This is a genomic window from Iodobacter fluviatilis, from assembly GCF_900451195.1.
Classification (GTDB): domain Bacteria; phylum Pseudomonadota; class Gammaproteobacteria; order Burkholderiales; family Chitinibacteraceae; genus Iodobacter; species Iodobacter fluviatilis.
On sequence record NZ_UGHR01000001.1, the window covers coordinates 1894160 to 1919027 of the forward strand.

22 protein-coding genes and 1 pseudogene are annotated in these 24868 nt (G+C 44.1%); 11 read left to right on the forward strand and 12 right to left on the reverse strand.

Annotated features, from left to right (window positions below):
• The first annotated feature begins 104 nt into the window (after positions 1–104).
• Positions 105–1190 carry an extracellular catalytic domain type 2 short-chain-length polyhydroxyalkanoate depolymerase gene (locus DYD62_RS08625; protein ID WP_115226945.1) on the forward strand — a complete coding sequence of 362 codons (1086 nt, stop codon included), beginning with the start codon at positions 105–107 and terminating at the stop codon, positions 1188–1190.
• A 149-nt stretch (positions 1191–1339) separates the two neighbouring features.
• Here DYD62_RS08625 and DYD62_RS08630 read toward each other — a convergent pair whose 3' ends face one another.
• Positions 1340–1768 (reverse strand): GNAT family N-acetyltransferase, encoded by a 429-nt coding sequence (locus DYD62_RS08630; protein WP_207916328.1) that lies wholly within the window; start codon positions 1766–1768, stop codon positions 1340–1342.
• A 202-nt stretch (positions 1769–1970) separates the two neighbouring features.
• On the opposite strand from DYD62_RS08630, the gene guaA reads away from it, so the two are divergent.
• Both guaA and DYD62_RS08640 read left to right on the forward strand, forming a co-directional pair.
• Positions 1971–3548 (forward strand): glutamine-hydrolyzing GMP synthase, encoded by a 1578-nt coding sequence (gene guaA / locus DYD62_RS08635; protein ID WP_115226947.1) that lies wholly within the window; start codon positions 1971–1973, stop codon positions 3546–3548.
• A 218-nt stretch (positions 3549–3766) separates the two neighbouring features.
• A complete protein-coding gene (locus DYD62_RS08640) occupies positions 3767–4375 on the forward strand; it encodes an oleate hydratase (RefSeq protein ID WP_233702938.1) in 609 nt (202 codons plus the stop codon).
• 440 nt (positions 4376–4815) lie between these two features.
• Here the strand turns inward: DYD62_RS08640 and DYD62_RS08650 are convergent, their stop codons facing one another.
• The 5 genes from DYD62_RS08650 to DYD62_RS08670 all read right to left on the reverse strand — a co-directional run bounded on the left by DYD62_RS08650 (position 4816) and on the right by DYD62_RS08670 (position 9472).
• The gene (locus DYD62_RS08650; RefSeq protein WP_115226950.1) at positions 4816–5775 is read right to left on the reverse strand and encodes a hypothetical protein; all 960 of its coding nucleotides are present in this window, start codon (positions 5773–5775) and stop codon (positions 4816–4818) included.
• 283 nt (positions 5776–6058) lie between these two features.
• Positions 6059–6667 carry a RhiA family protein gene (locus tag DYD62_RS08655; protein WP_115226951.1) on the reverse strand — a complete coding sequence of 203 codons (609 nt, stop codon included), beginning with the start codon at positions 6665–6667 and terminating at the stop codon, positions 6059–6061.
• A 389-nt stretch (positions 6668–7056) separates the two neighbouring features.
• On the reverse strand, positions 7057–7260 hold the full coding sequence (locus tag DYD62_RS08660) for a hypothetical protein (RefSeq protein ID WP_115226952.1): 204 nt from the start codon (positions 7258–7260) through the stop codon (positions 7057–7059).
• A 435-nt stretch (positions 7261–7695) separates the two neighbouring features.
• Positions 7696–8400, reverse strand: a complete 705-nt coding sequence (locus DYD62_RS08665) for an RNA polymerase sigma factor (protein ID WP_115226953.1) — start codon at positions 8398–8400, stop codon at positions 7696–7698.
• A 460-nt stretch (positions 8401–8860) separates the two neighbouring features.
• On the reverse strand, positions 8861–9472 hold the full coding sequence (locus DYD62_RS08670; RefSeq protein WP_207916331.1) for a DUF1697 domain-containing protein: 612 nt from the start codon (positions 9470–9472) through the stop codon (positions 8861–8863).
• A gap of 267 nt (positions 9473–9739) precedes the next feature.
• Here DYD62_RS08670 and DYD62_RS08675 point away from each other — a divergent pair, with 267 nt between their 5' ends.
• Entirely contained in the window at positions 9740–10498 is a 759-nt protein-coding gene (locus DYD62_RS08675; protein ID WP_233702894.1) for an SDR family oxidoreductase, read from the forward strand.
• Positions 10499–10630: 132 nt separating this feature from the next.
• Here DYD62_RS08675 and DYD62_RS08680 read toward each other — a convergent pair whose 3' ends face one another.
• Positions 10631–11026 carry a hypothetical protein gene (locus DYD62_RS08680; protein WP_115226956.1) on the reverse strand — a complete coding sequence of 132 codons (396 nt, stop codon included), beginning with the start codon at positions 11024–11026 and terminating at the stop codon, positions 10631–10633.
• A gap of 354 nt (positions 11027–11380) precedes the next feature.
• Between DYD62_RS08680 and DYD62_RS08685 the strand changes: the two genes are divergently transcribed.
• On the forward strand, positions 11381–14080 hold the full coding sequence (locus DYD62_RS08685; protein WP_115226957.1) for a phosphocholine-specific phospholipase C: 2700 nt from the start codon (positions 11381–11383) through the stop codon (positions 14078–14080).
• Between the two features lie 127 nt (positions 14081–14207).
• On the opposite strand, the gene DYD62_RS08690 is transcribed toward DYD62_RS08685, so the two are convergent.
• The 4 genes and pseudogenes from DYD62_RS08690 to DYD62_RS24020 form a co-directional block, all read right to left on the reverse strand.
• Positions 14208–14612: a hypothetical protein gene (locus DYD62_RS08690; protein WP_115226958.1), complete on the reverse strand. Its 405-nt coding sequence runs from the start codon at positions 14610–14612 to the stop codon at positions 14208–14210.
• Between the two features lie 490 nt (positions 14613–15102).
• Positions 15103–15834 (reverse strand): DNA-3-methyladenine glycosylase I, encoded by a 732-nt coding sequence (locus DYD62_RS08695; RefSeq protein ID WP_115226959.1) that lies wholly within the window; start codon positions 15832–15834, stop codon positions 15103–15105.
• A 192-nt stretch (positions 15835–16026) separates the two neighbouring features.
• On the reverse strand, positions 16027–17622 hold the full coding sequence (locus tag DYD62_RS08700; RefSeq protein ID WP_233702895.1) for a cryptochrome/photolyase family protein: 1596 nt from the start codon (positions 17620–17622) through the stop codon (positions 16027–16029).
• 2 nt (positions 17623–17624) lie between these two features.
• A pseudogene (locus DYD62_RS24020) lies at positions 17625–17696 on the reverse strand (DUF2256 domain-containing protein); the annotation flags it as partial.
• Positions 17697–18127: 431 nt separating this feature from the next.
• On the opposite strand from DYD62_RS24020, the gene DYD62_RS08715 reads away from it, so the two are divergent.
• The gene (locus DYD62_RS08715; protein WP_115226963.1) at positions 18128–18616 is read left to right on the forward strand and encodes a hypothetical protein; all 489 of its coding nucleotides are present in this window, start codon (positions 18128–18130) and stop codon (positions 18614–18616) included.
• Positions 18617–18644: 28 nt separating this feature from the next.
• Here DYD62_RS08715 and DYD62_RS08720 read toward each other — a convergent pair whose 3' ends face one another.
• Positions 18645–19310 carry a response regulator gene (locus tag DYD62_RS08720; RefSeq protein WP_115226964.1) on the reverse strand — a complete coding sequence of 222 codons (666 nt, stop codon included), beginning with the start codon at positions 19308–19310 and terminating at the stop codon, positions 18645–18647.
• 517 nt (positions 19311–19827) lie between these two features.
• Here DYD62_RS08720 and DYD62_RS08725 point away from each other — a divergent pair.
• From DYD62_RS08725 to DYD62_RS08745, 5 genes are all read left to right on the forward strand, one after another.
• Entirely contained in the window at positions 19828–20184 is a 357-nt protein-coding gene (locus DYD62_RS08725) for a hypothetical protein (protein WP_115226965.1), read from the forward strand.
• A 278-nt stretch (positions 20185–20462) separates the two neighbouring features.
• Positions 20463–20990 carry a fimbrial protein gene (locus tag DYD62_RS08730; protein WP_115226966.1) on the forward strand — a complete coding sequence of 176 codons (528 nt, stop codon included), beginning with the start codon at positions 20463–20465 and terminating at the stop codon, positions 20988–20990.
• Between the two features lie 84 nt (positions 20991–21074).
• Positions 21075–21482: a hypothetical protein gene (locus DYD62_RS08735; protein WP_115226967.1), complete on the forward strand. Its 408-nt coding sequence runs from the start codon at positions 21075–21077 to the stop codon at positions 21480–21482.
• Between the two features lie 173 nt (positions 21483–21655).
• A complete protein-coding gene (locus tag DYD62_RS08740) occupies positions 21656–24037 on the forward strand; it encodes a fimbria/pilus outer membrane usher protein (protein ID WP_267896126.1) in 2382 nt (793 codons plus the stop codon).
• 18 nt (positions 24038–24055) lie between these two features.
• Positions 24056–24790, forward strand: a complete 735-nt coding sequence (locus DYD62_RS08745) for a fimbrial biogenesis chaperone (protein ID WP_115226968.1) — start codon at positions 24056–24058, stop codon at positions 24788–24790.
• The last annotated feature ends 78 nt before the right edge of the window (positions 24791–24868 follow it).

Sequence of the window (24868 nt, forward strand, 5' to 3'; positions counted from 1 at the left end):
GCTAAAGTTTCATAAAATATTCAAGCTGTGATGTGGGATTTCCTATAAATATTTCTAATAATGAAAGTTAAAATAAGGGTTTTCATTATTAACAAGGGGATCTCATGAAAGATTTTTTTAAAAGTACGTCCTTTCGCATCGCCTCGGCCATGCTCTTGATGGGTTTGCTGGCTGATGCAGCCCATGCAGAAAAAGCCGTCAAACTGCCTGCATATCAGGTGGACTTAAGCCAGACCTCGGTTTCCGGCTTGTCTTCAGGTGCATTTATGGCAGCGCAGTTTCATGCGGCTTTCTCAAGCACGCTGGTAGGGGCGGGCGTTGTGGCTGGCGGGCCGTTTTATTGCTCAGGTTCGGCTTACCCTGCGCCACCATCGTCAACCGTGGCGCAAACGGCTTGCATGAATCCATCGCTTAGCGTGTATGGCCCGCCAGACCCCAAGTTGCTGATTAATCTGGCGAAAGGTTTTGCAGGGGTGGGGGCGATTGATTCGCTTGATTTTCTAAAGAATCAGAAGGTCTATCTGTTTAGTGGTAAGGCAGATAAAACCGTGGCAACGGCCGTTGTTGATCAGACCGCCGCGTTTTACCAGCTGGCCGGGCTGCCTGCAGAAAATATTAAATATATTCAGAGCGTCAACGCAGGCCACGCCATCATCACTAATAACGCAAAAGACGTGGTTTGCGCTGATACCCAGTCGCCCTATATCAACGATTGTGATTTTATTCAGTCGCAAGACATACTGAAGCATATTTACGGCGATTTGCAGCCCGCGGTATCTACACTCAGTGGCAAAATCGTCCAGTTCGATCAAAGCGAATTTATTAAGTCCGGCTACACCAGTATGAGTGACGATGCTTATCTGTATGTGCCTAAGGCATGTGAGGCGGAAACCTGCAAAGTGCATGTGGCTTTTCATGGCTGCGAGCAGGGGGCTGAGAAAATCGGCAATCTGTTTTATGGCACCACAGGTTATAACGAGCTGGCTGACGCAAATAAAATTATCGTGCTCTACCCGCAGGCCAAAGCCAGTTACGGCTTTTTTACCCCGCTTAACCCCAAGGGTTGCTGGGATTTCTGGGGATATTCAGACCCGTTTAATCCTTTAGCACCAAATTTTTACAGCAAAACCTCACCTCAAATGTCCGCAGTGAAAGCCATGCTTAATCGTTTGGGGCAGGCAAAAAACTAATGGCTTGCCCAGAAAAAACGCCGCTCCTTATTGATCAAGGGCGGCGTTTTTTTGTGGGCAGTTGAAGGCCCGGTTCGGACTAAAGGGGAATGACAGGCTGGGTTCGCAGGCTTTATCACCTAAGCCAACACCCTGTTTATGCTCCACTACTAAGCCTGATACACCGCTGGGCTATGGATTTCCATAAAGCGCGAAGAATTGGCCAGCTCAGAAAAGCCAAACTGGGTGTAAAGCGAGTGGGCATCTTTAGTGGCCAGCATAAAGCGCCGCAAGCTCTGCAAATCCGGGTGGGCCAGAATAGTGGCGATTAAATACTTGGCTAAGCCTTGGCCACGGTGCGCGTCCAGAATATACACATCGGCCAAATAGGCGAAGCTGGCCTTGTCGGTAATCACCCGTGCAAATCCTACCTGGTTGTCGCCCAGAAACACCCCAAAGGCCAGTGAGTTTTGCGCAGCTTTGGCCACCGTATCGCGTGAAATGCCGGGAGACCAGTAAGATTGGCTTAAAAATGCATGAACAGCATCCAGATCAAAACGTTGCGGATCGGTGCTGATGTGGTAATCGCTGATGGGCATGACGGTCCTCCTTGGCATAGTGCTTACAAGTTTATCCCTTTGGCATTTTATGCGCTTGCTTTGTTAGAAAGAACAGCGGTTGCACGCGCTGAGATAGGGCAAATCTGCACGTATGGCCGCTGTTTGCTGAATAGGTGCTGGCCCGAAGGGGCATAGCAAGGTAAAATTCGGCGATTATTTAAACATCAAAGATTTTGACAGCATGGATAAAATTCTGATTTTGGACTTTGGCTCGCAAGTAACTCAGCTGATTGCCCGCCGTGTTCGCGAAGCGCATGTGTATTCTGAGCTGCATTCTTTTGATGTATCGATCGATTTTATTCGTGAATTTAATCCGACCGGCATTATCCTTTCCGGCGGCCCTAATTCAGTTTACGAGAGCGATTACCAAGCCGATCCTAAATTGTTTGAGCTGGGTGTGCCGGTACTCGGTATTTGCTACGGCATGCAATGGATGGCCGAATCGCTGGGCGGCAAGGTAGAAGCAGGCACCGTACGTGAATTTGGTTTTGCTGAAATCCGCTCGCAAGAAAACAGCAAATTATTCGGCGGCCTTGAAGATCGCAAAAACAGCCAAGGCCAAAGCGTACTGGAAGTCTGGATGAGCCACGGTGACAAAGTCACTGCGCTGCCAGCCGGTTTCTCCGTGATCGCCAGCAACGAAGCTTGCCCGATTGCCGCGATTTCTGATGAAGCGCGTGGTTTTTACGCCGTGCAATTCCACCCGGAAGTCACGCACACCCTGAAAGGGCGTGAAATGATTAACCGCTTTGTGCTCGATATCTGCGGCGCAAAGCCAAGCTGGACCATGCCTAACTACATCGACGTAGCCGTAGCTAAAATCCGCGAGCAAGTTGGCACAGACGAAGTGATTCTGGGCCTATCAGGTGGCGTGGATTCATCCGTAGCCGCGGCGCTGATTCACCGTGCAATTGGCACTCAACTGACTTGTGTGTTTGTAGACAACGGCTTGTTGCGCCTGAATGAAGGCAAGCAAGTGATGGATACCTTTGCCGAGCACCTTGGCGTAAAAGTGATTCACGTTGATGCATCTGCACAATTTATGGGTCACCTGGCTGGTGTAACCGACCCTGAAGCCAAGCGCAAAATCATTGGCCGCGAATTCGTCGAAGTATTCCAGGCCGAATCTGCCAAATTGCCAAGCGCAAAATGGCTGGCCCAAGGCACCATCTACCCTGATGTGATCGAATCGGCTGGCGCAAAAACCGGCAAAGCGCACACCATCAAGAGCCACCACAATGTAGGCGGCCTGCCAGAAACCATGAAGCTCTCCTTGCTGGAGCCACTGCGCGAACTATTCAAAGACGAAGTGCGCGAATTGGGCGTGGCGCTCGGCCTAGCCCCAGAGCTAGTCTACCGCCACCCATTCCCAGGCCCAGGCCTAGGCGTGCGTATCCTTGGCGAAGTGAAACAAGAATTCGCTGATCTACTACGCTTTGCCGACGCCATCTTTATCGAAGAGCTGCGCGCTGCGGTAGACGAAAAAACCGGCAAAAACTGGTACGAACTCACCAGTCAAGCCTTCGTCGTCTTCCTGCCAGTAAAATCCGTCGGCGTAATGGGCGACGGCCGCACCTACGACTACGTAGTGGCACTACGTGCCGTGGTGACCTCAGACTTTATGACCGCCAAATGGGCCGAACTACCTTACGATTTGCTGGGCAAAGTATCGAATCGCATCATCAATGAAGTGAAAGGTATTAATCGCGTTGTTTATGATGTAAGCGGAAAGCCACCTGCTACGATTGAGTGGGAATGATCCTGTTTTTTTGTTTGTTGAGTATTGCAAGCAAAAACAAAACCCCAGCCTATGGCTGGGGTTTTGTTGTTTTTGGGTGAGTATTTTGGTATCTGTTGGTGAAAATGATTTGTAAGGTTTTGGGTGTTTTGTTTGGTCTTTGTGTTTAACTGTGGTCTGGCCCCAGTTTTACCGCTTGCCGGCCAGAGTTCGGCAACCCATCTACGTTTAATCGCCGTATCGCTCAATCGCTCTGGGAATCGTTTACCGTCATACTGAGCGATCCTGCTTTTTTCAATCAAATGATCAAGTTCAGCGGCAATCAGCCGGGCACGGGCGGCTTGGTCACGTTTAAGGATTCCAATTGGTTGATGTCTGTCGTTCTGCCGCATCAACCGCACTTCGCCAATCAGCCTGAAGATGTGCAAGTGTTTTGGGGTTATGCGCTATCCCCTGATCGGGTCGGTAATTTTGTTGCCAAACCGATGGCAGATTGCAATGGCAAAGAAATCCTGCGTGAATTATGCGGCCACTTGCGCTTTGATCTAGATACGGTGCAAACCGCTAACTGCATTCCCTGCCGCATGCCCTATATCACCAGCATGTTTATGCCGCGCCAGCTGTGTGATCGGCCACTGCCTGTGCCAGCAGCATCCAAAAACTTGGCCTTTATCAGCCAGTTTGTGGAAATTCCTGAGGATGTGGTTTTTACCGTGGAATATTCCGTGCGGGTGGCGCAATTGGCGGTGTATCAATTGCTAAAAATAAATCTCGAGGTGCTGCCGATTACAGCGCATGATAAATCAGTAAAAGTTCAGTTTGAAGCGTTGCTGAAGGCGCTGAAGTAAGCTTAGCCAGGCTAGCATGAGCCAATGGCTAGTCTGCCTAAACCGCGGCCAGCGCAGCCTGCAGGCGAGCATTTGTCTATCCCAATAGACGGGCTTGCAAATTTAAGCCAGATAGATCGCAGGCAGGTTAATTTCCATAAAGCGAGCAGGATTGCCAAGCTCAGTAAAATCAAACGGGTAGTAGAGGCTATGTGCGCATCCTTAGTCGCCAGCATAAAGTGCCTTAGCGCTTGCAAATCGGGATGTGCTTAACTGAATGGTGGCGATTAAATACTTGGCTAAGTCTTGGCCGCGATGCGCGTCCAAGAGCCACTACAATGTAGGCGGCCAGCCAGAAACCATGAAGTTGATTTTGCTGGGTTATCCCCCATGCATATCTACTAAACTATATAACTATCGGGGGAAACAGGATGCCCCGATAGTTATATATCGGGCTCACATTAGTTTTGATTGTAGTTATGAAGCACAACTCCTTTAGGGTTGTATCTAGATGACATATAAATGTTATCTTTGCCATTGTGAGCTTTACAAATTGGAAAAATGTAAGCAGTGCCGCCAGTAGCTACTGATGCGGCGACCTTTCCAACAATAACATGTCCACCAACAAAATCTGATGGATTGCAATTAAAGTTATTTATTCCGTTTGAATATTGATAGGATGAACATTTATCTGTGTTAAATCCTCCATTGCATTTATCGGCCCAAAGGCGAATCCACGCGTCATATGGACTAGGCTTAGGATCGTGTGTGGAACCAATAATATTTGCAAAGGAATAATTCTCGGTCCATGTAATGGTGCCGTAGTAGCTTGAATTAACGATTTCTTGTATTTCAAATAAGTCCTCCAAGGAAGGTTGTACTACCTCCGTTTTTCTTGAAGCGAACATAGCCTTGTAATCTTGGTAATTACTTGGAGTTATAAAAGGGGCGGCTCCAGTTTGAATCACACCGTGTATCCCCACTTGCAGTAATTTTTTTGCAAGAGTGTCAATTATTTGTTGAACGATACTCTGATTAAATTGCTTCAATATGGGTGTGTTGTTGATGAAATTCATCCACATATTGTTAATACCACTCGCTATCCCATTACTGTTTAGAGTATGACTGTTTATTAAATTAGGATGCTGATCAAGGCAGGTGTGTAAAACCACCTGCTTGTCACTTATGTCTTCTGGTCCACATATGGTGATGTAATGTAATTTTGAGTCATAGCTGTATGGTATGGTTATTTGAGCAAATACTTTGAAATGATAATAACTGCCAATTTCAAATGGAGTACTGGTAAAGATGTGATCGCCCGCAGCGAGCTCTAGTTCGACAGGAACGGCGTGTTGCTCTAGTCTTAAGTTACCTAGATTTAAAGGGGTGGATAGAGGGAGGTTAAACGTAATTTTTTTCATGATTTTTACTCGTTTTTATGTTTAAGTTAGAAATTTAAAGCAAAGAAATTACATTGCTGATGTAAAGAAAAATAAAACGCTAGTGCACAAAGTGAGAATCTGCAAAAGGTATGTGTAAATGCCACGGAGAATTATTGATTGTATTTTTAAATATGATCAATAAAATGAATAAGAAATAGATTAAGAGGTATGCACCAATTCTGGGTGGATATCATTCATTTTTTTTGCAGCCTACGAGGCAGCAAGATAAATGACTTTCAGAAACAATGCCGCCATATTTGTATTATTTATAATTCACGCTCCAGCTATTGTTAATATCGAGCGTTGCCACTGCCGAATAAACATTGGCCGGATAATCAATTTCAAATGAATCAGAGATTTCTTCTAAATCCAATACCTCACCTACTTCGTAGCTACCAAAGGTGATCCAGTATTTGGGATGAGGGGTAAATGCGAGGTGAATGTTTGGTTGTGCATCGACGGCCAGAGCGGGCTGACCAGAGATACCAATCCCAACGGAAGCCTTGCGCAGAGGCACTGTTGAACTTTGTTGGACGATGAGCGAGCCAGCCGGAGCCGCGGCAGTTTTGTCGGCAAAGGTATAGCCATGTTCATCGTAAGTCAGCGTTACGGCATTGCTTCTATTTGGATCGACCCCCCACGTTTGGGACGCTGCGAAAGTGGCGCCTGGTTTAAGTTCACCGTTTTCTGACCAAACAAGGCTGTAATCAATGTTCCAGCCAAAATTTAAACGGGTAGTCGGATGGGATGGTTTGGTTAGCCATGCCAAAGACATGACATTGGGTACGCCGATATCAGGATCGGTGGTGTAAACGCAAGCCGTGGCGGAGTTACTGGAGTTGTTTTGAAATGAAAGAGTATAAGCAGTCATGGTGTGTCCTTCAGGGTTTTTGATAAATTAAAATTGGAAAATAAATTACATGAGTCTGTTTCTGTGCTTCTCCTTGGTTGTAAAAATTGCTTTCTAATAATTAATTACTATTTAATATTTTTATTTTAAATTGTTCTTAGTCGCTATCTAGGGGTATTTCTAAGTTCATGCCTTCTTTTTTTTTGGGGGGGTCTGTTATTCTTAAATATTTTTTCATTGCATGCCGCAGCTTGTTGCGGGCATAAATTGACGAATTGATAGGTTGTTTTTTGTTCTTATTTTTAGTGTGGTGTAAAAAGTTCCTGAATAGCCGGTATTGCCTGACGAATAGGTTTTTGCTTTATTGGCGCTTATATATGCAAACTGTATTTATATTTTTTTAATTAAGTCTAAAATGATGTGGTTTTAGTTAGTAGAGCATATAATGTTTGTATGCGCACCCGTGATTTTTTCGCAAATTCACTGGTAAATATAACGGCGTTACTATTTATTTCTTCTGTAAATTTTTTAACTATTTTATCGGGATGAATACTCTTAGAAATAAAAACCATTTTGAAGCCTGTTGATGAGCTGACATCTTTTTCTTTTGCCATTTTTTTTGTTGTTTAAATTAATTGGTTATTAGTAAGACGTTGCAGACTCTGATTCTGTGAATAATTTTTTAGCTGTTGCCTTTGATGAAATGTATATTTTTAAAATATTTTTAATGAATTATGATGTTTTTTACCATTAATATATTATTATATTGTGCTAATCCGGAATAAATTCCAAGTGCAAATGGGATGGGGCATTTTTATGGTTGGTTGAAAAGCAAAAACCTCTTACGGGTAATTGTTTAAATTTCATCGGCGGTGAAATATAAAGTCCACCCTTTGGCTTTTAAATTTTTAAGCTTAATCAGTATTTTACTGAGTGCGGAATAATGTAGGCGTAATTCAAGTATTATTATTTCCTCTTAATCATAAAATATATTCAGTATTATTTTAAGGATTTAAATTAAGGGGGCTAGTATTACCTGCGCCATTTATTTAAGCCAAAGTATCAAAAAAAGCGGGTGCATAAATATCGTATTCATATTGTTCGGAGGCTAAGCAGTCAGGGCTTTCATTGTTACTTGCGTAATTGCCTTGTATATTAATATTCATGTAAGTCTGAAGTGCAGGTTGCAGAAGGTCACGCGCCTGCTGTGCACGTTTGCGTGCTAGTTCATCTTTGATGTTCAATTTTTGGGCTATTTCTTTGAAAGGCATTTCTTCTACAAAACGGTAATAGGCAACTGCATGTAAATTTGGCGGCAGAGTCAGAAGTACCTTTTGAATTTGTGTGAGTAATTCCTCGCCAAGCGCCTGGCACTCAGGTGAAGCTGGGCGGTTTTTCTGGTGGTCTGTTTCTTTATGATGCAGCTGAAGCCGCATATTTTCTGCATTTAGCCAACCCTGCTGATCAATAAATTTGCTTTTGGTAACTTGGCGCAGCCAGCCACCCAGATGGCGAATTTGCGATAGTTTGAATGAAATTTCTGTATAGATATGAAGAATGACAAGGCTGTATAAATCGTTGCTGTTTTCGGTATTGCCTGAGCAAATGCGATTACACAGATGTTGCTGATAATGGCGATAGCGAACGATAAACTCCTCAAAGGCACCTTCATTGTGGCAGGCAAGGGCTTGGATAAGTTCTTGCTCTGAAGCATCGCTCCAGATTCGTTTAAGCTTGTTAAGTTTCTTCCCCATATTGCGCCTCTGTGGTTGTACCGATAATTTCTCTGTCTAATATTTTTTTCTTGAACAAGAATTAAGACAGCCTGTGGTAAGTAGACGATGTGAGATGGATAAGTGTGAAAACAAAAGAGTTTTGTCAGCCTATTGGAAAGAAGCTGAAGGGTAGGACTAAGGTGTTTATTTCTTGGGCGGGGGGCTTTTTGTAAGACGTAATGTGGAGAAGGTTGGGGGGGGGGGATAGGGCTGCTGACAGGGCGTTTCTGGGGGGATTTGTTTTGTGGTTAGCGGGGAATAGTTTCTAAACGAAAGATGTTGCTGCAAACAGGGCAGGTCTTAGTACTTGCTTGCAAAATAAGCCCTGTAGAGCGGGTTAGGTTTATCAACCCGCGCTGATCATTCGTTGTTAGGTCGGAATCAGATTGGCGGCTTACGCCTTTGGCTAACCCGCCCTACATTGTAGATTTATTTGATTTTAGCCCTCATCCGCCATTTCCCTAATTTTACAAACCGTTTTCCAATTACGGTACGTCATTGCAACCCCTAGTAGTTTTTCAGCTTTTGCTGCGAGTTTTGATCTGCCTATTCCTTCAGGGGTGTGTAGATAGAATACGGAAGGGCTTAAATGAAATCGCTCGCTTTCTTTTTTTAGGGCATTAAGCTCTGCTAATTGGGGATGGCTGGGCGGGGTGGCGAGAAAGCCAAGGTGCAGGCTGCTGGGGTCTGTTTCTGCTTCGGGGTATGGGCTTTCTAGGATTACTTTTTCTATTGTTTCTCGGGCTACCATCATAATCTGCGGCTCAAAGCCGTGTTGTAGTTTGATATGGCTAATGAGTTTAGATTTAAATTCTGAAAGATTTCTTTCTGATGTCTGAAATAGGGCGTTGCCGCTTTGGATGTAGGTCTTTACCTTTAGCGCGCCAAGGTTTTCTAAAATGGCAATTAGCGCCTTCATCGTTAATATGTTTTTCCCGCCGATATTTATGGCTCTAAAAAGCGCGATGTAAGTCTTCATTTGATTATGCCTCTTGTGCAAACGCATTATAAATATCGTAGTGCGGATGAAACCCGCGTGTTTATTCGGCATTGCTCGCGGGTTTCACCCGACCTACAAATTCAAAAATCGTGCACTTTACTCATGTAATCCATTTACACAGAGATTATTGAGCAAGAGGCGTAATCAGGAAAATACATAATTAGAACTCATAGCGCTATTGTGCAGCTTGTTAAGCGGCTATTTATTTTAATTGAACCACCTAATAGAGCAAGATTCGGGTCGTTATCTAGGGCTTAAATCTCCACACTGTATTCATGCCTAGGCAATTGGGGCAGAAACTCAATGGGGGAGGTTTGCATGTTATCTAATAAAGTGGCGATTATTACTGGGGCGAGTTCTGGGATTGGTTATGCCAGCGCAAAGTTATTCGCAAGCCAAGGGGCGAGTGTGGTGCTGGCGGCAAGGCGTCAGGCAAAGTTGGATGAGTTGGTCGATGAGATTACTCAAGCAGGTGGGCAGGCGATTGCGCTGGCGGGTGATGTGCGGGATGAGGTTTTTGCCAAGGCGCTGGTTGAGTTGGCCGTCGGCCATTTTGGTGGGCTGGATGTGGCGTTTAATAATGCCGGTATGATTGGGGAAATGGGGGCGACGCCTGATATCTCGCTTTCGGCATGGCATGAGGTGATGAACACCAATCTGACAGGTGCGTTTCTAGGGGCCAAGCATCAAATTCCCGCCATGCTAAAGCGGGGTGGTGGATCTTTGATTTTTACGTCTTCCTTTGTGGGTTGTACCCTGGGTTTTCCGGGACTGGCGGCTTATGCGGCGAGTAAGGCGGGGCTGGTTGGCTTGACGCAAGCGCTGGCGGCCGAGTTTGGCGCCCAAGGCGTACGCGTCAATGCGCTGTTGCCGGGTGGCACGGATACGCCGATGGGGCGTGCCTTTGCCAGCACGCCAGAAGCCTTGGCCTTTGTGCAGGGGCTTTATGCTATGAAGCGGCTGGCTTTACCGGCAGAAATTGCCCAATCGGCGCTGTATCTTGCTTCCGATGCATCTAGCTTTACGACCGGATCGGCGCTGCTGGTGGATGGTGGGATTTCGATTAATCGTACTTAAGTTGTTTCGAAGTTTCGGGGGTAGGTCTTACATTCTGCATCAAATGAAATTTACAGTGGTTTGCAAAGAGGGTTAAGTTGATTGCTCGTGTTAAATGTAAGGCCTGACCATATAGGTTCTGTTGCAGTTAATTTAGTTGATTGTTTCTTCTATGGTGCTTTGGCCCTGTTTCTGTTGCAACTGGACAAGCGAAAATACATTGAGTAATGATGGGGTAAGTAATAGTAATAGCATTGGTATGTAATTTTGTTCTGGTTCTTGGCCACGCCAGTGAAGCGTTAGTACTAAAGCAAGCCCCGCCGTATAGCAAAAGACGGCAATTGCATTTGTACGAAATGCAATTTTTAACTTATCAGGCCGGGACTTAAATACTGAAATTGCATAAACCAGTGGTGACAGCACAATGGCTAAAAAGATTGTAGAGATGATAATTAAACTTGTTGAATTGCGAAGTGTGCAAATTGCTAACCAAGATAGTATGAAGATTGCAATTACCAGAATATTGATTCGTACCATGAGCTTTTGCATGAAACTCCCTGCATTGAACGTTTTAGAGCTGTAAGAAATAAAATTATACATACAGTTGATAAAAGTTTGTGCAATTAAGACTGAGGAGTTTATTGAGTGCATTTGATTTCAGTCCTTTATTTACAACGTCTGGCTGGCAATGCCCCGATATCTGTTATTAATTCGTAAAAATGAGAAACAGACAGCGCTTGCCGCAATAAAACGATGTCAGGGTATGACTGGATGAATTGGCAAAAACCGGGACAGACCATGGTTGATTTATTGGGAAATGCCTTTGTCATGCAAAATTGATCTAGATGTTATTTTACTTACACACAACTAAGCGAGGATCAATGCCCTTTGAGGAGAAAAACAATGGGTATCGATCGTCGTCAGTTTTTGAAATATGCTGGTGCAGGCAGCGCAATGGCAGCCTTGCCAATGAGCGTGCAACGCGCTCTTGCTGCTGGCATACAGAGCGGCAGTTTATCTTCCGTCGCGCATGTGGTGATTTTAAGTCAGGAAAACCGTGCTTTTGATCATTACCTCGGCAGCCTGAATGGTGTGCGTGGTTTTAATGACCCGCATCCGCTGCGCCTGCCCGATGGCAGCAGCGTTTTTGCCCAAAAGAATGCCAGCAATCAAACCATCTGGCCTTTTCGCCTTAATAGCAAAACCACCAATGCCCAATGTATGGTCGATGTAAACCACGATTGGAGCAGTGGCCGTAACGCTTTTAATCTGGGAAAGATGGATAAGTGGATTCCCAATAAAGGCAATTACGCCATGGGCTATTATCAGCGTGAGGATATCGCCTTTCATTACGCGCTATCAGATGCCTTTACTACCTGTGATCATTTCTTTTGCTCGACCAATACCAGCACCAATCCCAACCGCTTATTTTTAATGTCAGGCAGCAATGGCCAAGGCTTATGGCCCAATGGCGCGGTGATGGATAATAATGAAGCCACACCTTTTACTTGGACCACCTACGCCGAGCGCCTGCAAGCCGCTGGTATTAGCTGGAAAATGTATCAAGAGCAGGATAATTACGATGACAATGCGCTGGCTTGGTTTAGCAAATTTAAACAAGCCCTGCCCACTTCCTCACTTTACCAGCAGGGGATGGCTCGCCGCACTCGCGACGCCTTTGCCAAAGATGTAGCTAATGACGCGCTACCCGCCGTCAGCTGGATTATTGCACCCGCCGCCCTATCCGAGCACCCCGCCAATTCACCCAATGCCGGGGCAGATTACGCTAAAAGCTTTCTGGATGCCCTCGCCAGCAATCCTGCGGTTTGGGCCAAAACAGTATTTATCTATACCTATGATGAAAACGGCGGCATTTTTGATCATGTTGTGCCGCCCACCGCGCCTATTGGCACCGCAAATGAATGGAAAGATGGCTATCCGCTGGGGCTGGGGCATCGCATGCCTACTTGGCTGATTTCACCGTGGAGCGTCGGTGGCTTTGTCTATAGCCAGACCTGTGATCTGACTTCGGTGATTCGCTTTCTGGAGAAGTTCACCGGCGTGCAAGAGCCAAATATCAGTGCATGGCGGCGTAGTGTCTGTGCCGATTTAACAGATGGCTTCGATTTTTCTGCCAGCGGTTATGGTTACCCATCCACTATTCCCGATACAGCCATCCTCGCCAGCGATGCCGCATACGCCTGTAAAAACCTGCCCGCTGCTGTGCCTAATGGTGAATTAAGCAAGCCCGCCACCGAAGCGGGCGGCTCTCGCCCGCTGCGCCCATTAGCTGTTCAGCCCCGTCTGGATGCCAGTGTTGATCCTGCCAGCAAAAAAATCACCCTGCAATTTAGTAATGCTGGCAGTCTGGCTGCAGCCTTTGATCTGCACGGCTATGGTGCTTTAGTTTTTAATCCGATTTTTATCACCGTGCCCGCCAATGGTGTGCAAAACCAAGTGATTGATGCCACGGCAGCCGCCAATGGTAAGTTTGATCTTGCTATTCACGGCCCCAATAGTTTTTATCGTCGCTTTGCAGGCAGCATCTTGAGCAATGCATGGCAAAACGGGGCTTGCCCGCAAATCACCGTCAGCCCTAATCCTGGTGGCGGCTTTATCAGCATCGCGGTACAAAACCGCGCCACTGCGCCGCTTACTCTCTTTATCGATGATTATTTAGCGGGCCAGCGCACAGCACAAACCATTGCAGCCAATAGCAGCAATACCTTCATCGTCTCCACCCTGAATAACTGGTATGACATCATGCTGCTGATCGATGGTGATACTGGTTTTGTATATGAATACTGCGGCCATATCGAAGGAGGATTAAGCCAAACCTTCCCTGGCCGCATCAATATTCCCGGTCTTCCTCCTGCCCCGGCACCCACCCCCACACCGCCACCGATTGCTGAATTTACCGCCGCCTTACTCAATAATCTGACGCATTACTACCGCAGCGAAAGCAATCTAGCCGATGAGCTAACAGGCAGTGCGCTTAGTAGCGTAGGCGGCATTAGCTACCCAGCCGGTAAGTTTTCATCCTGCTTGCAACTGGATGCCAGCAAAGGTTCTGCGGCGTTTATGCCGTTTGAAATCAGCAGCAGCGCCTTTACTCTTGGCTTCTGGCTCAAAATGCCGGGCAATATGGGCAGCAATATGAGCAGTATCGTCACCAACAAAGACTGGGCTTCAGGCAAAAATGCGGGGATTTCAATCGGCCACTCGGGGGATGGGCGCTTTAAATTTAATATCGGCGATGGTACAAACCGCGCAGATGCTTACCTTGCCATGGTGACAGGCGCATGGGTCTACGTTGCCATCGCCCTTGATCTTGCCAGTAAAACCATGCGTTGCTATGCCAGCAATGCCAGTGGCATTGTTAGCGAAGCCGTGCTTTCTTATAGTAATGTCAGCGGCAATATCATCCCTAGCTACCAGCGCTGGGCCTTAAACGAAGACGCACGCGGCGATTATTACAAGCGCTATCCAAAGGAGAAATTCATCCTTAGCTTTGACGATATCGCCATCTGGAATCGCCCACTCCCCGCCAGCGAAATTCGTGCTATTGCAGGCGCAAACAAAGCTTTACAAACATTGCGCTAATACAAAGTCTCGTGGTCAGGTCTTACAATGTGCATTGGATGAAACTTACATTGGCTCGCAAAGCAGGTTAAGTTGATTGCTCATGTTAAATGTAAGACTTGATCCTAAAGTTTTTCGAAGTTAGGTTTTAGCGCATACATGAAAGAGCTAATTTCCAATCTTCTCGAGTGGTTACTATATTCAAAAAATCCAAATTTGTTCTACAAATGATTTTCAATAACTCAGGATTCTGGTTGTCCTCAACGGTATAAGGACTCCAAGTTGTCGCTGCTTCTTTTGCGTTCTGAGAGAATTCACTGTTTGAATCTACAGTTGCTTGTAACTTGGGGTAAGCTTTAAAAATTTTATTTTTGGCTTCCTTAATCGTCTCTACATTAATTGTTTGGTATGTAAGGCAAGCATCAAGTTTGTACCAACTGTATAAAACTATGAATCCTTGTGCTCGGCATTCTTTCTCATCATTATTCATATCTTGGGAAAATGTTGGGGAGCTAAAGAATAGAGTAACAATAAAAGCTGATAGAAATTTCATTAAATAAAGTCTTAGTAAGGTGTTGGTACTCTAAAGCAGCAGAAAAAATAACCGATTTAGAAAAGTAAAACGCAGGGGCCCATTTAATGTCTTACTGGGTGAATCCTGACGTATTCTTTTATATTACATGAGATTAACCTGAATTTCCCGTTCTATTTTTATACTATTGAATCAGGTTCGCTATCGATCTGCTTTGGTTAGAGTGGCCTAGAGGCAAGGTTTCCTATGGCTTCCCCTGTATAAAACCCTGTGGTGAAAATGACATTATCAATGTTATGGCGGTCTGAATTTTTTTATTATGTATGTGTTTATGGTGTTGTTAAATAATAGAGTAGGAGTAATCCAACCTCTGGCGTCGTTATATGAACGATGATAAAAGCCCTGTATTTACAGGGCTTTTATCATTTTTTTTAGTGCTGATGATTAGTTTGATTCAAACACTAAATCAGCCAATCCTGCTGATATGATTTTTAAATGTAATGAGTGAACCTTATTCAATTACCGCCTTAAACTTACTACTCTCCTGCTGAATCAACTGGCTTTCATAATTCACCCCCACCGAATAGGCGGCGATTTTGCCTAGATGCGTATAGGGCAGGCCAGTCTCTAGCGCCCAGTCATTAAATAGCTGCTGGATTTTATTTAAATCACGTTTGGCTGTGGGCTGGTCGGGGATGTCGAGGCCGGCTTGTTGTAGGGCCAGTACCACGTCCTGGGTTAGCACAAAGGCGTCTTTGCCGATGTAGCGCAAAAGCCATTGCCCGGTTTGCCCTCCCAGGCGGCTGCCGTGGGTTTTTAGAAAGGCCATTAACTCCACTTGCCGCGCTGCGGGGTAGCTGTTTAGAAAACGCGCAAAGCTGCCGTGTTGCTGGCTGTATTCCCGCACAAAGCTCACGTTTTCCATCAGCGCCTGAATTTTTGGCCAGTGCCGCACCACGCGCACGTCGCTGCAATAGGCTTCCCATTGCTCGGCTGAGAGCATGGCCAGCCGGTCTGGATCAAAGCCGAGAAAAGCTTCTTCAAACTGCGGCCATTTATTGCTGATTACGGTCCAGTTAAAGCCTGCCTGATTAATGGCTTTGCACATCATGGCTAGGATGCGGTGATCGGGCAGGGCTAAAAACTGTGCTTCGCTGGCTACGGGGGGCAGCAAATCCTGCAAGGCCTGCTCGCCTCCTTTGCGTGCAATGGCGCGGGCTTTGATTTCGGCAAATTTCTGCATTGTTATCTCGCTGGTTTGATTGGGCTGCTATGCAAAAGATTAAAGTATTTATGGTGCTTGAAGGTGCTCATTTTTACCCCGAATAGCCATAGTTTATTTGCAGCAATCCCATACCACTATCTGCTTATCTATTTAGTTTTAAATGAGTCACTGTGCTTTCTTTACCCAAAATGGTAGCCCTTAATTAAAAAGCTACAGGTGATCAATATTCGTTAAGTAGTGCTCTGCTTGCAATAATGTGGCGCTTTGTTCGCTTTCTGGCATTTTTTTCCATGTTTGGTAGGTCATGCCAAGGCGGGGGTTTTTTTGCAGGGTGGCGCTGTGGCGGTGGTGAAAATGCCAGTACAGGCTGTTAAACGGGCAGGCGCCTTCGCCGTGTCTTTGCGCGTGCTGATAGCTGCAGCCTTTGCAATAGTCGCTCATTTTATGAATATAGCTGGCGGAGCTGGTATAGGGCTTGCTGCCCAGCAGGCCGCCATCGGCGTATTGGCTCATGCCGCGGGTGTTGGGTAGCTCTACCCATTCAAAGGCATCCACATAGATGCCCAAATACCATGCATCGACTTCATCCGGGGCAATGCCTGCCAGCAGGGCAAAGTTGCCGGTAAGCATTAGGCGCTGAATATGGTGGGCGTAGCCCAAGGCCAGCGATTGATCAATCGCGTGCTTTAAGCAGCTCATTTTGGTTTGCCCACTCCAAAACCAGCGCGGCAGGGGGCGTTGGTGGTTTAGGGCGTTAAGCGTGGCATAGCCCGGCATCCGTGCCCAATACACGGCGCGGACAAATTCCCGCCAGCCTAGTATTTGGCGGATAAAGCCTTCTGTGGTGGATAAGGAAACGCGCCCGGCTTTTAGCTCTTTTTCTGCGGCCTGAATGACTTCCATGGGGTGCAGCAGTTTTATATTCAGCGCAAATGAAATTCCTGCATGAAATAAAGTGGGCGATGCGCTGCTCATGGCATCCTGATACGCGCCAAAATTGGGCAGGGCGGTTTCAATAAATACCGCCAGCGTTTGCTTGGCCTGGCTGCGGCTAATCGGCCAGGCAAAATCAGCTGCCTGCGGTGCGCCTAGGGTTTTGATCTGGGCTTGGGTGATTTCGTCCCACAGGGCGGTGAGATCGTTGTGGTGGTTTAGCCAAGGGCTGGCTGGGGGCTGGCCGCCCCAGCGTTTACGGTTGTCCTGATCATAATTCCATTGCCCGCCCAGGGGCTGGCCATTGTCATCCAGTAAAATTTGATATTGCTTACGCAGCGCGCGGTAGAAGTACTCCATACGCGGGATTTTTTGCGCAAACTGTTGGCTGATGCTGGCTCGGTCTTGCAGAAAATGCTCGCTATCTACCACGGTAACGGGAATGCCAAAGTCGGCGCTTTGAAACGCACTTTCTAGGCGGTATTCATCGGCTTGCTGGCGCTCTAACTGGCTGATTTGCCCGGCTTTAATCAGGGCATGCAGATTATCAATAAAATTTTGCTGATTATCCTGATCGCCAATCTTGATATAGCGCACGCGGCAGCCCGCTTTTTGCAGGGCTTGGGCAAAGCCGCGCATGGCAGCAAAAATGCCCAGTACTTTTTGGGCGTGATGCCAAGCGTAATCAGTTTCGCTGCGCAGCTCCATCAGCACATAAGTCAGATCACTTCTGGCCCGCTCGCTTTCGCTAAACCAGCTGTGCCTGATATTAAGCTGATCGCCCAGAATTAGCCTTAAGGTGCTCATCGTGGCTCTTTTTGATTGGCGCAGCGCACGCAGCAGTATTTGACGGCTTCCCAATTTTTTTGCCATTTTTTGCGCCACACAAAGGGGCGCTGGCAAACAGGGCAGATTTTCTGGGGCAGGGTAAGTTTATGGTGTGCCATGTTGCGTCATCAGAAATAGGCTAAAGCAGATGGGATTAATCGGGCGGTGTAATGATAGTTTACTTGCTTTAGTTAGTAATTTTTAAGTGCTGAATTGAAAAGCGGGCAAGCAATTTACACTGATCTGGCTGACGTTTAATTTATCATTACGCCCCGCTGATTACATGTAGGCAAGAAACCTTGCCGTGAAGTGTGCGGATTACTTTGGTGATGAATTTGCAAAGGTTTTTTATGGAGTTGAAACAATTAAAAAATGGATTTTTTTTACCCGCCATAGTGCTTGTGGGTGGCTACAGCGGGTTTTTTTTGAAATCGAGAATATTCTTATATTATATTTTTTTGAATGCGATATCTTATACGTATGAGTGATTTTTTTATAGCTTAACGGATTGATTTATAGTCGATTTAAAAAAAGTGAGGGATGAAAAAGTATGATTTATTTGAAAAACAGTAACCAGGAACATTTGGAGCTATGGGTTAAAAATGCAAGGAGGCGCCTGACGGACAGCGAGTACAGAGTGCAAATATGGCAGGATGGCCGGTTTGGTATGATCGATAATAAAGACTTTATTGAGGATGTTTTTTGCTATTTGATGAGTTTTGATAGTGTTTCATTAAGTGTAAATAATATAGGTGGTGTGACCGAATCAATGGCTTTTTATATTTTTACTGCAAAAAAAGAGTTTGTATGTATTGATAATAAAGATGGTTATAACTTACGAATTCTGTTGCCTTATGAATTAGGTATGTCTCTTGTAAAAAAAGGCTGGGGTGAGCAGTCCCCGCTTGCAGTGGCGGGGAAAATATCAAATACTCATTTTGTTTTGTATGGAGCAAGAAGTTTTTTGGAACTTAATTTTCACAAAAAAATACTGCAAATATCATATCTTTTTACGAAAGGGGAGTGGAAATATTTATAGCAGAATGATTTATCGTATCGAATCGTGTTTATTCAGATTTTATGAAATTTGCATTTAGTATAAACAACTCTCTGTCTGAGTTTACGCCTATTTTTTTAAATGCAGAAAGTTTCTGTGCACTGACCGTTTTTATACTTTTAGAAAATTTTCCAGCGATGTCTGTCATGGTCATGCCACTCAGGCAGCACCGAATCACCTCTGCTTCGCGAATGGATAGATTTTTATACGGGTTAACGACTTCAATGTCTTGCTCTTTTTTCTTCGGGTCAAAGCGGATCCCGGTTTCATTTTTAATTTTTGTACTCAGATAAGTGCGGCCTAAATAGACTGTGCGTATTGCCTGATTTAGCTGATCGAGTGGCTGAGTTTTACTAAAAAATCCTTTAGCACCCGCCCGTAGTATTAAAGAAATTGTGCCAGAAAGTTCAATAGCAGAGACAACGAGTATTTTGCATTTTGGATGATGAGAGTGAATGTACTGAATTAAATTAAAGCCATCCATTTCATCCGATCCAAGGCTGAAGTCAAGCAAAATAATATCTGGTTCTTTATTCTTAAGTGCCACTAAAAGTTGTTCGCTTAATCGAAAACTTCCTAAAAGATGAAGCTCATCGTTGTGCAAAACACTGGTCTCTAAACCAGCTCTGACTACATCGTGGTCGTCAAGAATCATTAAATTAACTTTCTTATTCATTTTTCAGATGTCCTGCCTGGTAAGTTTGGGTCTTTAAATATGCTTAACGGGGCAAAAACAAAATGTTTGATGCTCTGATCGCGCTCGAAATCTACAGTTCTTTCTTTAAGATTTATATGAGAATATTCTCAACACTAAAATTTCAGGTTGCGCTAATTTTTTAAAATTGGCATTAAATCAGTGTTCAAGCCCCATATATATACTCTACAAGGGGGGGCTATAAAAACTAAGTAAGCTGTGCTGTAAAAGTAGATGAATGGCATTTTTTGTCTTACTTGTGTTTTTTAAGCCTAATTTGGCCTGTCAAGATCGTCTTGAAAGGTTTTTTTGTTGCTGCGTAAGCTATCTTTTTTGATGGGGCTACTGCTGTTTTTACTTAGTTTAGTTAGGTAGATTCTTATGTTTTTCCCGCTTGTCATTTTGTAGTATAGACGTATTAGCAACGACATTTGTTTTTTCAAACATTATAAAAAATTAAATGAATTAATACATCATGATGAGTTAAAGGGTAAATAATATGACTTTTTTTATAGTGGCAAGTTCAATGATTATATTTTCATGTTTTATATTATTAATTTACATGGTAAAAGTTGAACTTAATTATAGAAAATTTATAAAAAAGAATAATGAAAAAATTTTATTTTGTTCCATAGAAAATGAAGGTTTACCGCAAAACAACTATGATGCTTTGGCGTGTGATAGGCTATATTTTGCTGCAGGGGTAAGGGAAAATCAGGATGATGATTATGTTAAAAGGCCTGAGCAGAGTGTTTCTGAAGAGGATGAAATAAAAATAGCTGACACAAGCTATTGCGACAAATGGCGTGAAATAAGTTTGATTGAATTTAAAGAATTGAAAAAATTTGATAAATAATTTTTATGCTCTGGATGATGGAAGTTTCTCGATAAAAATGTCGAATAATCATGCGAAGCATGTTTGTAACAAGTTATGAAAAAAGGCCAGCTATGCTGGCCTTTTTTTTCGATATCTGTTTTCGTGCAGAGGAAGGGGTGGTTTTACAGCCATCAATATAATGCCTTAGTCGTCTTGAGAATTGTCTTATTTTTTATAGCAGGCTAAAAGAGAAGAATACGAAGTGTCATAAGGGATGACATGAATTTAACTTAAAAACGAATTTAGGGGATTTGGTTATGATGCTTAATAAATTTGCTGCAGCGATTTCACTTTCTGTATTAATGGCTGGTGCACATGCAGGCAGTCAAGGTGGTGGTACTGTGACTTTTCAAGGTGCGATTGTTGATGCGCCATGTTCAGTATTGCCTGGTTCAGCGGATCAGACAGTTCAGTTTGGTTCTGTTTCAAGCTCTAAATTAATTGCTGGCGGGGAGTCGGCTAAGCAAAACTTTAGTATTGGTCTTGAGGGGTGCGATATTTCAACCAAAAATTCAGTTGAAGTGACCTTTACTGGTTTAGCTGATACCAATGTACCTGCCTTAATTGCTTTACAAAATGGTACGGCAAAAGGCGCAGGGATCGGGATGGTTGATGCCACAGGTAAAGCGGTGGTATTGGGCGTGGCCAGCTCTCTTTATGCTCTGACCTCTGGTGGAAATCAGTTGCAATTTAATGCTTTCCTGAAAGGAACAGGCGCAACTGCAGCTGATGTTATTCCTGGTGATTTTAGTTCAATGGTTCAATTTAGCCTGAATTATAAATAAAACCTTGCTTTTAAAGGAGAAAGTAATTCTTTCTCCTTTAAATTTTCTGGCTAAATTTCTTGGCTTAGCAAAGGTGAAAATTTTATGAAATTTTGGCCATGTATTTTTTTGGGTGAATTGATTTTTTTAACGTATTGCTATTTTGTACCGGCGCATGCAGGAAATACTGGGTTTTATAGTAAGGATGGTGTTTATGAAAGCCCATGTATTTTGCTTTCTGAAAGCACCTATCAGGATTTAAATTACCAGCCGAATTTTAATAAGTTGGTGAGCGCTGATGATAATGTCATTTATCTAAAGCTTTCATTTTCGCAGTGCGAACTAATTAAAAAAATAAAAACAAAAACTGGATTAAATGATTTTAAAGTTGAAGTTTTAAACGAAGCGGGTGTTGAAATAGAAAATAGCCGGTGGTTTGAGGGTGATCGTGATGATGCGGCAAATGAAAATATTGATTCATCTTCATCTTTTTGGCTAAAAGCGGTGATTTAATGATTGTTTTTTTTGACGCAAAATCAAAAGATTTTAAACGCCGGGTATGGGTTTTATTTTCTTATTCTTAGTGTAATGGTTTTTTTGCCAAGTAAATTTAAATTATAAAGAGAGTAAAATTGAAAAAAAATATATTAACTATTTGTTTCTATTTTCCTGTCTTTTGTAATGCAGTGGAGTTTAATACTGATGTGTTAGGTATTGAGGAGCGGGGAAATGTGGATTTGTCTGTGTTCTCAAAAAAGGACTATATTCTGCCTGGGAAGTATATTCTTTCTATTAAAGTAAATAAAAACATTATTCCGGAGCAGGCGGTCTATTTCTTTCGCAGAAACAATGAAGAGGATAGTGCTGAAGCGTGCTTTACGCCTGAGATTGTCCGGCGTATGGGCTTAAAAGAAAAAATACAATCGGAAATGAGTTCTTGGCATGGTGGGGAATGCGCTAATGTGACCCAATTGAATGGGGCCATTGTAAGCCATGTCATTAACGAGGGCTTTATTCAACTGAGTATTCCTCAGGCATGGATGGAATACTCAGACCCTAATTGGGTGCCTCCTTCCTTTTGGGATAATGGCGTTCCTGCTCTGCTGCTTGATTATAATTTAAATGTTTCAAGCACTAAGCCGGTGAATAAAGATCAAATTATTCAGGCAGATATTTATGGTACGGCGGGGATGAATGCCGGGCCATGGCGGCTGAGGGCCGATTTTCAGGGGCAAAAGAGCAGTGGAGGCAGAACTGGAAATTTTGATTGGTCAAGATATTACGCTTACCGTGCTTTGCCAAGCTATGGAGCTAATTTTACGGTTGGGGAGAATTATTTAAATTCCTTTCTGTTTGATCCATTCCGCTATACCGGTGCAGCAATTGAAAGTGATGACCGCATGTTGCCTGCATCTTTGCAAGGCTATGCACCTGAAATAAGAGGGATTGCAAAAACAAACGCCAGAGTGACTGTTTCACAGAATAGTTATGTTTTATATGAAACAACGGTTGCCGCTGGGCCATTTAATATTCAGGACTTAAACAGCGGGGTGAGGGGAAAGCTGGATGTTAGGGTAGAAGAGCAGGATGGCAGTGTTCAGGCTTTTCAAGTCAGCACTGCCGCTGTGCCCTACCTGACCCGCCCTGGCCGGGTCCGCTATAAAGTTTCCGGTGGTAAGTTATCAACAAATCAACATGATCTGGATGGCCCAGCCTTCACTTCGGGTGAATTCTCATATGGTATTGATAATAGCTGGTCGGTTTTTGGTGGCGCTGTTTTAGCTGAAAAATACAATGCACAGGCTGTGGGTATTGGGCGGGATTTATATCAATTTGGTGCTGTTTCATTGGATGTAAGCAGATCAATGGCTTATTTGCCTGATCATAGTGATGCTCAGGGGTATTCAGTACGTGTGAACTATGCAAAAAGATTTGATGATCAGAATAGTGAAATTACTTTTGCGGGTTATCGTTTTTCTGACCGTGAATTTATGTCTATGGATGATTTTATTTCAGCCGGTAAAATAGGAATGGTTGGAAAAAATAATAAAGAAATGTATACGGTAACGGCTAATAAAAGTTTTGCCGATTTAAATTTATCTGCATATCTTTCATATAATCATCAGACTTTTTGGAGTGGCAAAAAAACTGAGCAAATCAGCTTTTCTGCAAGTAAAATTTTTGACCTTGAATCGATAAAGGGTATTTCAGCTAATTTAGCGGTTGAAAAGAAATTGGATCAAGAGGAAAGGAGCAATAGTGTTCTTTTAAGTCTTTCTGTTCCATTTGGAAGAGGGCGTAGTATCAGCTATAGCGGGCAGCAATATGAAGATAAAAAATATAATACGATAAGTTATGGGGATTATCAGAATGCCAGCAATACATGGCAATTAACGGCGGGAGCGAGGGAAACAGATCAGGGCAATACAGAATTACTCCGTGGCTATTATTCGCATAGTGGCGATGCAGGGGTGCTTAATCTGAATGCCAGTTATGAAAGGGGTGAATATAGCGCGGTATCTGCATCTGTACGTGGAGGCTTAACGATTACGGAGCAGGGGCTTGCCTTGCATAAGCAAAATGTAAGCGGCGGAACTCGTCTTATGCTGGATACCAGTAGCCTTGGCGGGGTGCCGATCAATGGTGGACAGACGCATAGTAATGTTTGGGGCAAGGCGGTAGTAGGGGATATCAATAGCTATTACCGTACTTCTACAACCGTTGACGTTAATCAGTTAGGGGACGATGCCGAGGCGATTGCTCCGGTGGTGGATGCTACGCTAACGGAAGGGGCCGTGGGCTATCGTAAGTTTCTGCTGGTGCAGGGTAGTAAGCTGATGGCGGTATTGTCGTTTGCTAATGGCAGCCATCCTCCATTTGGCGCTGCAATTGCAGATGCGACAGGCCGGGAGGTTGGCTTAGTAGGTGAGCAGGGGGCTGCATACCTGACCGGGGTTCAGCCAGGGGGCTACTTTGATGTGGTATGGAGCAGTAAAAAATGCCGGATTAATATTCCTTTAACCATTAATGCTGAAAAAACGCTTGCTCTTTTATGTTTATCTGAATAGAAATTACGGAGTTGATCTATGAACATACTTAAATTCGGATTGTTTTTTAGTTTAATTTGCATATCTTGTGGTGTGAATGCCGCCGTAGGTTTAGACAGAACAAGGCTTATTTATAATGAGCAATCTAAATCTGTGAGTGTAAATATACAAAATCAGAATAAAGAACTACCCTTTCTTGCGCAATCGTGGCTTGAGAATGCCGCGCATGAAAAAGCGGATATTCCTTTTGCAGTTTTGCCGCCTTTGCAGCGTTTGGAGCCTAATTCAAGTAGCTTGGTACGGTTTGAAAAAACGGCAGCAGTCAGCTTATTGCCGCAAGACAGAGAAAGTGTTTTTTATTTTAACTTAAGAGAAATTCCGCCTAAAAGTGATAAGCCTAATGTGATGCAAATTGCACTGCAAACCCAGATAAAAATGTTTTACAGGCCACTGGGGGTTATCCCTGCTGAAGGGGATGTATGGCAGGAGCAACTTACATTTTCAAAAACGGATAGTGGCTATAAGGTGAATAATCCAACTGCCCTTCATATTACAGTGACAGGCTTATCAAAAAATATGAAAGAAGATTCTGTCAGTGGTTTTGAAGGATTTATGGCACCTCCCAAAAAAGAGTTGGATATTAAATTGAAAGAAAACAATTTAAGTCACTTTTTTATTACCTATGTGGATGATTTCGGCGGGCACCCAGAATTGAAATTTATCTGTCAGAAAGGTGGGCTGTGTGTGGCAGAGAAAAAAAGCAGCATTAAATAAAGTTGCATTGTGCCATTACAAAGAATGGTCATCCATCATTTTACATGGGGTGGACACAAAGTCAGCATTTAACAGGTG

Coding starts and splice junctions, on each gene's coding strand:
- DYD62_RS08625 (WP_115226945.1), top strand. CDS start 105: ATGAAAGATTTTTTTAAAAGTACGTCCTTTCGCATCGCCTCGGCCATG.
- DYD62_RS08630 (WP_207916328.1), bottom strand. CDS start 1,768: ATGCCCATCAGCGATTACCACATCAGCACCGATCCGCAACGTTTTGAT.
- guaA (WP_115226947.1), top strand. CDS start 1,971: ATGGATAAAATTCTGATTTTGGACTTTGGCTCGCAAGTAACTCAGCTG.
- DYD62_RS08650 (WP_115226950.1), bottom strand. CDS start 5,775: ATGAAAAAAATTACGTTTAACCTCCCTCTATCCACCCCTTTAAATCTA.
- DYD62_RS08655 (WP_115226951.1), bottom strand. CDS start 6,667: ATGACTGCTTATACTCTTTCATTTCAAAACAACTCCAGTAACTCCGCC.
- DYD62_RS08660 (WP_115226952.1), bottom strand. CDS start 7,260: ATGGCAAAAGAAAAAGATGTCAGCTCATCAACAGGCTTCAAAATGGTT.
- DYD62_RS08665 (WP_115226953.1), bottom strand. CDS start 8,400: ATGGGGAAGAAACTTAACAAGCTTAAACGAATCTGGAGCGATGCTTCA.
- DYD62_RS08670 (WP_207916331.1), bottom strand. CDS start 9,472: ATGCCGAATAAACACGCGGGTTTCATCCGCACTACGATATTTATAATG.
- DYD62_RS08675 (WP_233702894.1), top strand. CDS start 9,740: ATGTTATCTAATAAAGTGGCGATTATTACTGGGGCGAGTTCTGGGATT.
- DYD62_RS08680 (WP_115226956.1), bottom strand. CDS start 11,026: ATGCAAAAGCTCATGGTACGAATCAATATTCTGGTAATTGCAATCTTC.
- DYD62_RS08685 (WP_115226957.1), top strand. CDS start 11,381: ATGGGTATCGATCGTCGTCAGTTTTTGAAATATGCTGGTGCAGGCAGC.
- DYD62_RS08690 (WP_115226958.1), bottom strand. CDS start 14,612: ATGAAATTTCTATCAGCTTTTATTGTTACTCTATTCTTTAGCTCCCCA.
- DYD62_RS08695 (WP_115226959.1), bottom strand. CDS start 15,834: ATGCAGAAATTTGCCGAAATCAAAGCCCGCGCCATTGCACGCAAAGGA.
- DYD62_RS08700 (WP_233702895.1), bottom strand. CDS start 17,622: ATGGCAAAAAAATTGGGAAGCCGTCAAATACTGCTGCGTGCGCTGCGC.
- DYD62_RS08715 (WP_115226963.1), top strand. CDS start 18,128: ATGATTTATTTGAAAAACAGTAACCAGGAACATTTGGAGCTATGGGTT.
- DYD62_RS08720 (WP_115226964.1), bottom strand. CDS start 19,310: ATGAATAAGAAAGTTAATTTAATGATTCTTGACGACCACGATGTAGTC.
- DYD62_RS08725 (WP_115226965.1), top strand. CDS start 19,828: ATGACTTTTTTTATAGTGGCAAGTTCAATGATTATATTTTCATGTTTT.
- DYD62_RS08730 (WP_115226966.1), top strand. CDS start 20,463: ATGATGCTTAATAAATTTGCTGCAGCGATTTCACTTTCTGTATTAATG.
- DYD62_RS08735 (WP_115226967.1), top strand. CDS start 21,075: ATGAAATTTTGGCCATGTATTTTTTTGGGTGAATTGATTTTTTTAACG.
- DYD62_RS08745 (WP_115226968.1), top strand. CDS start 24,056: ATGAACATACTTAAATTCGGATTGTTTTTTAGTTTAATTTGCATATCT.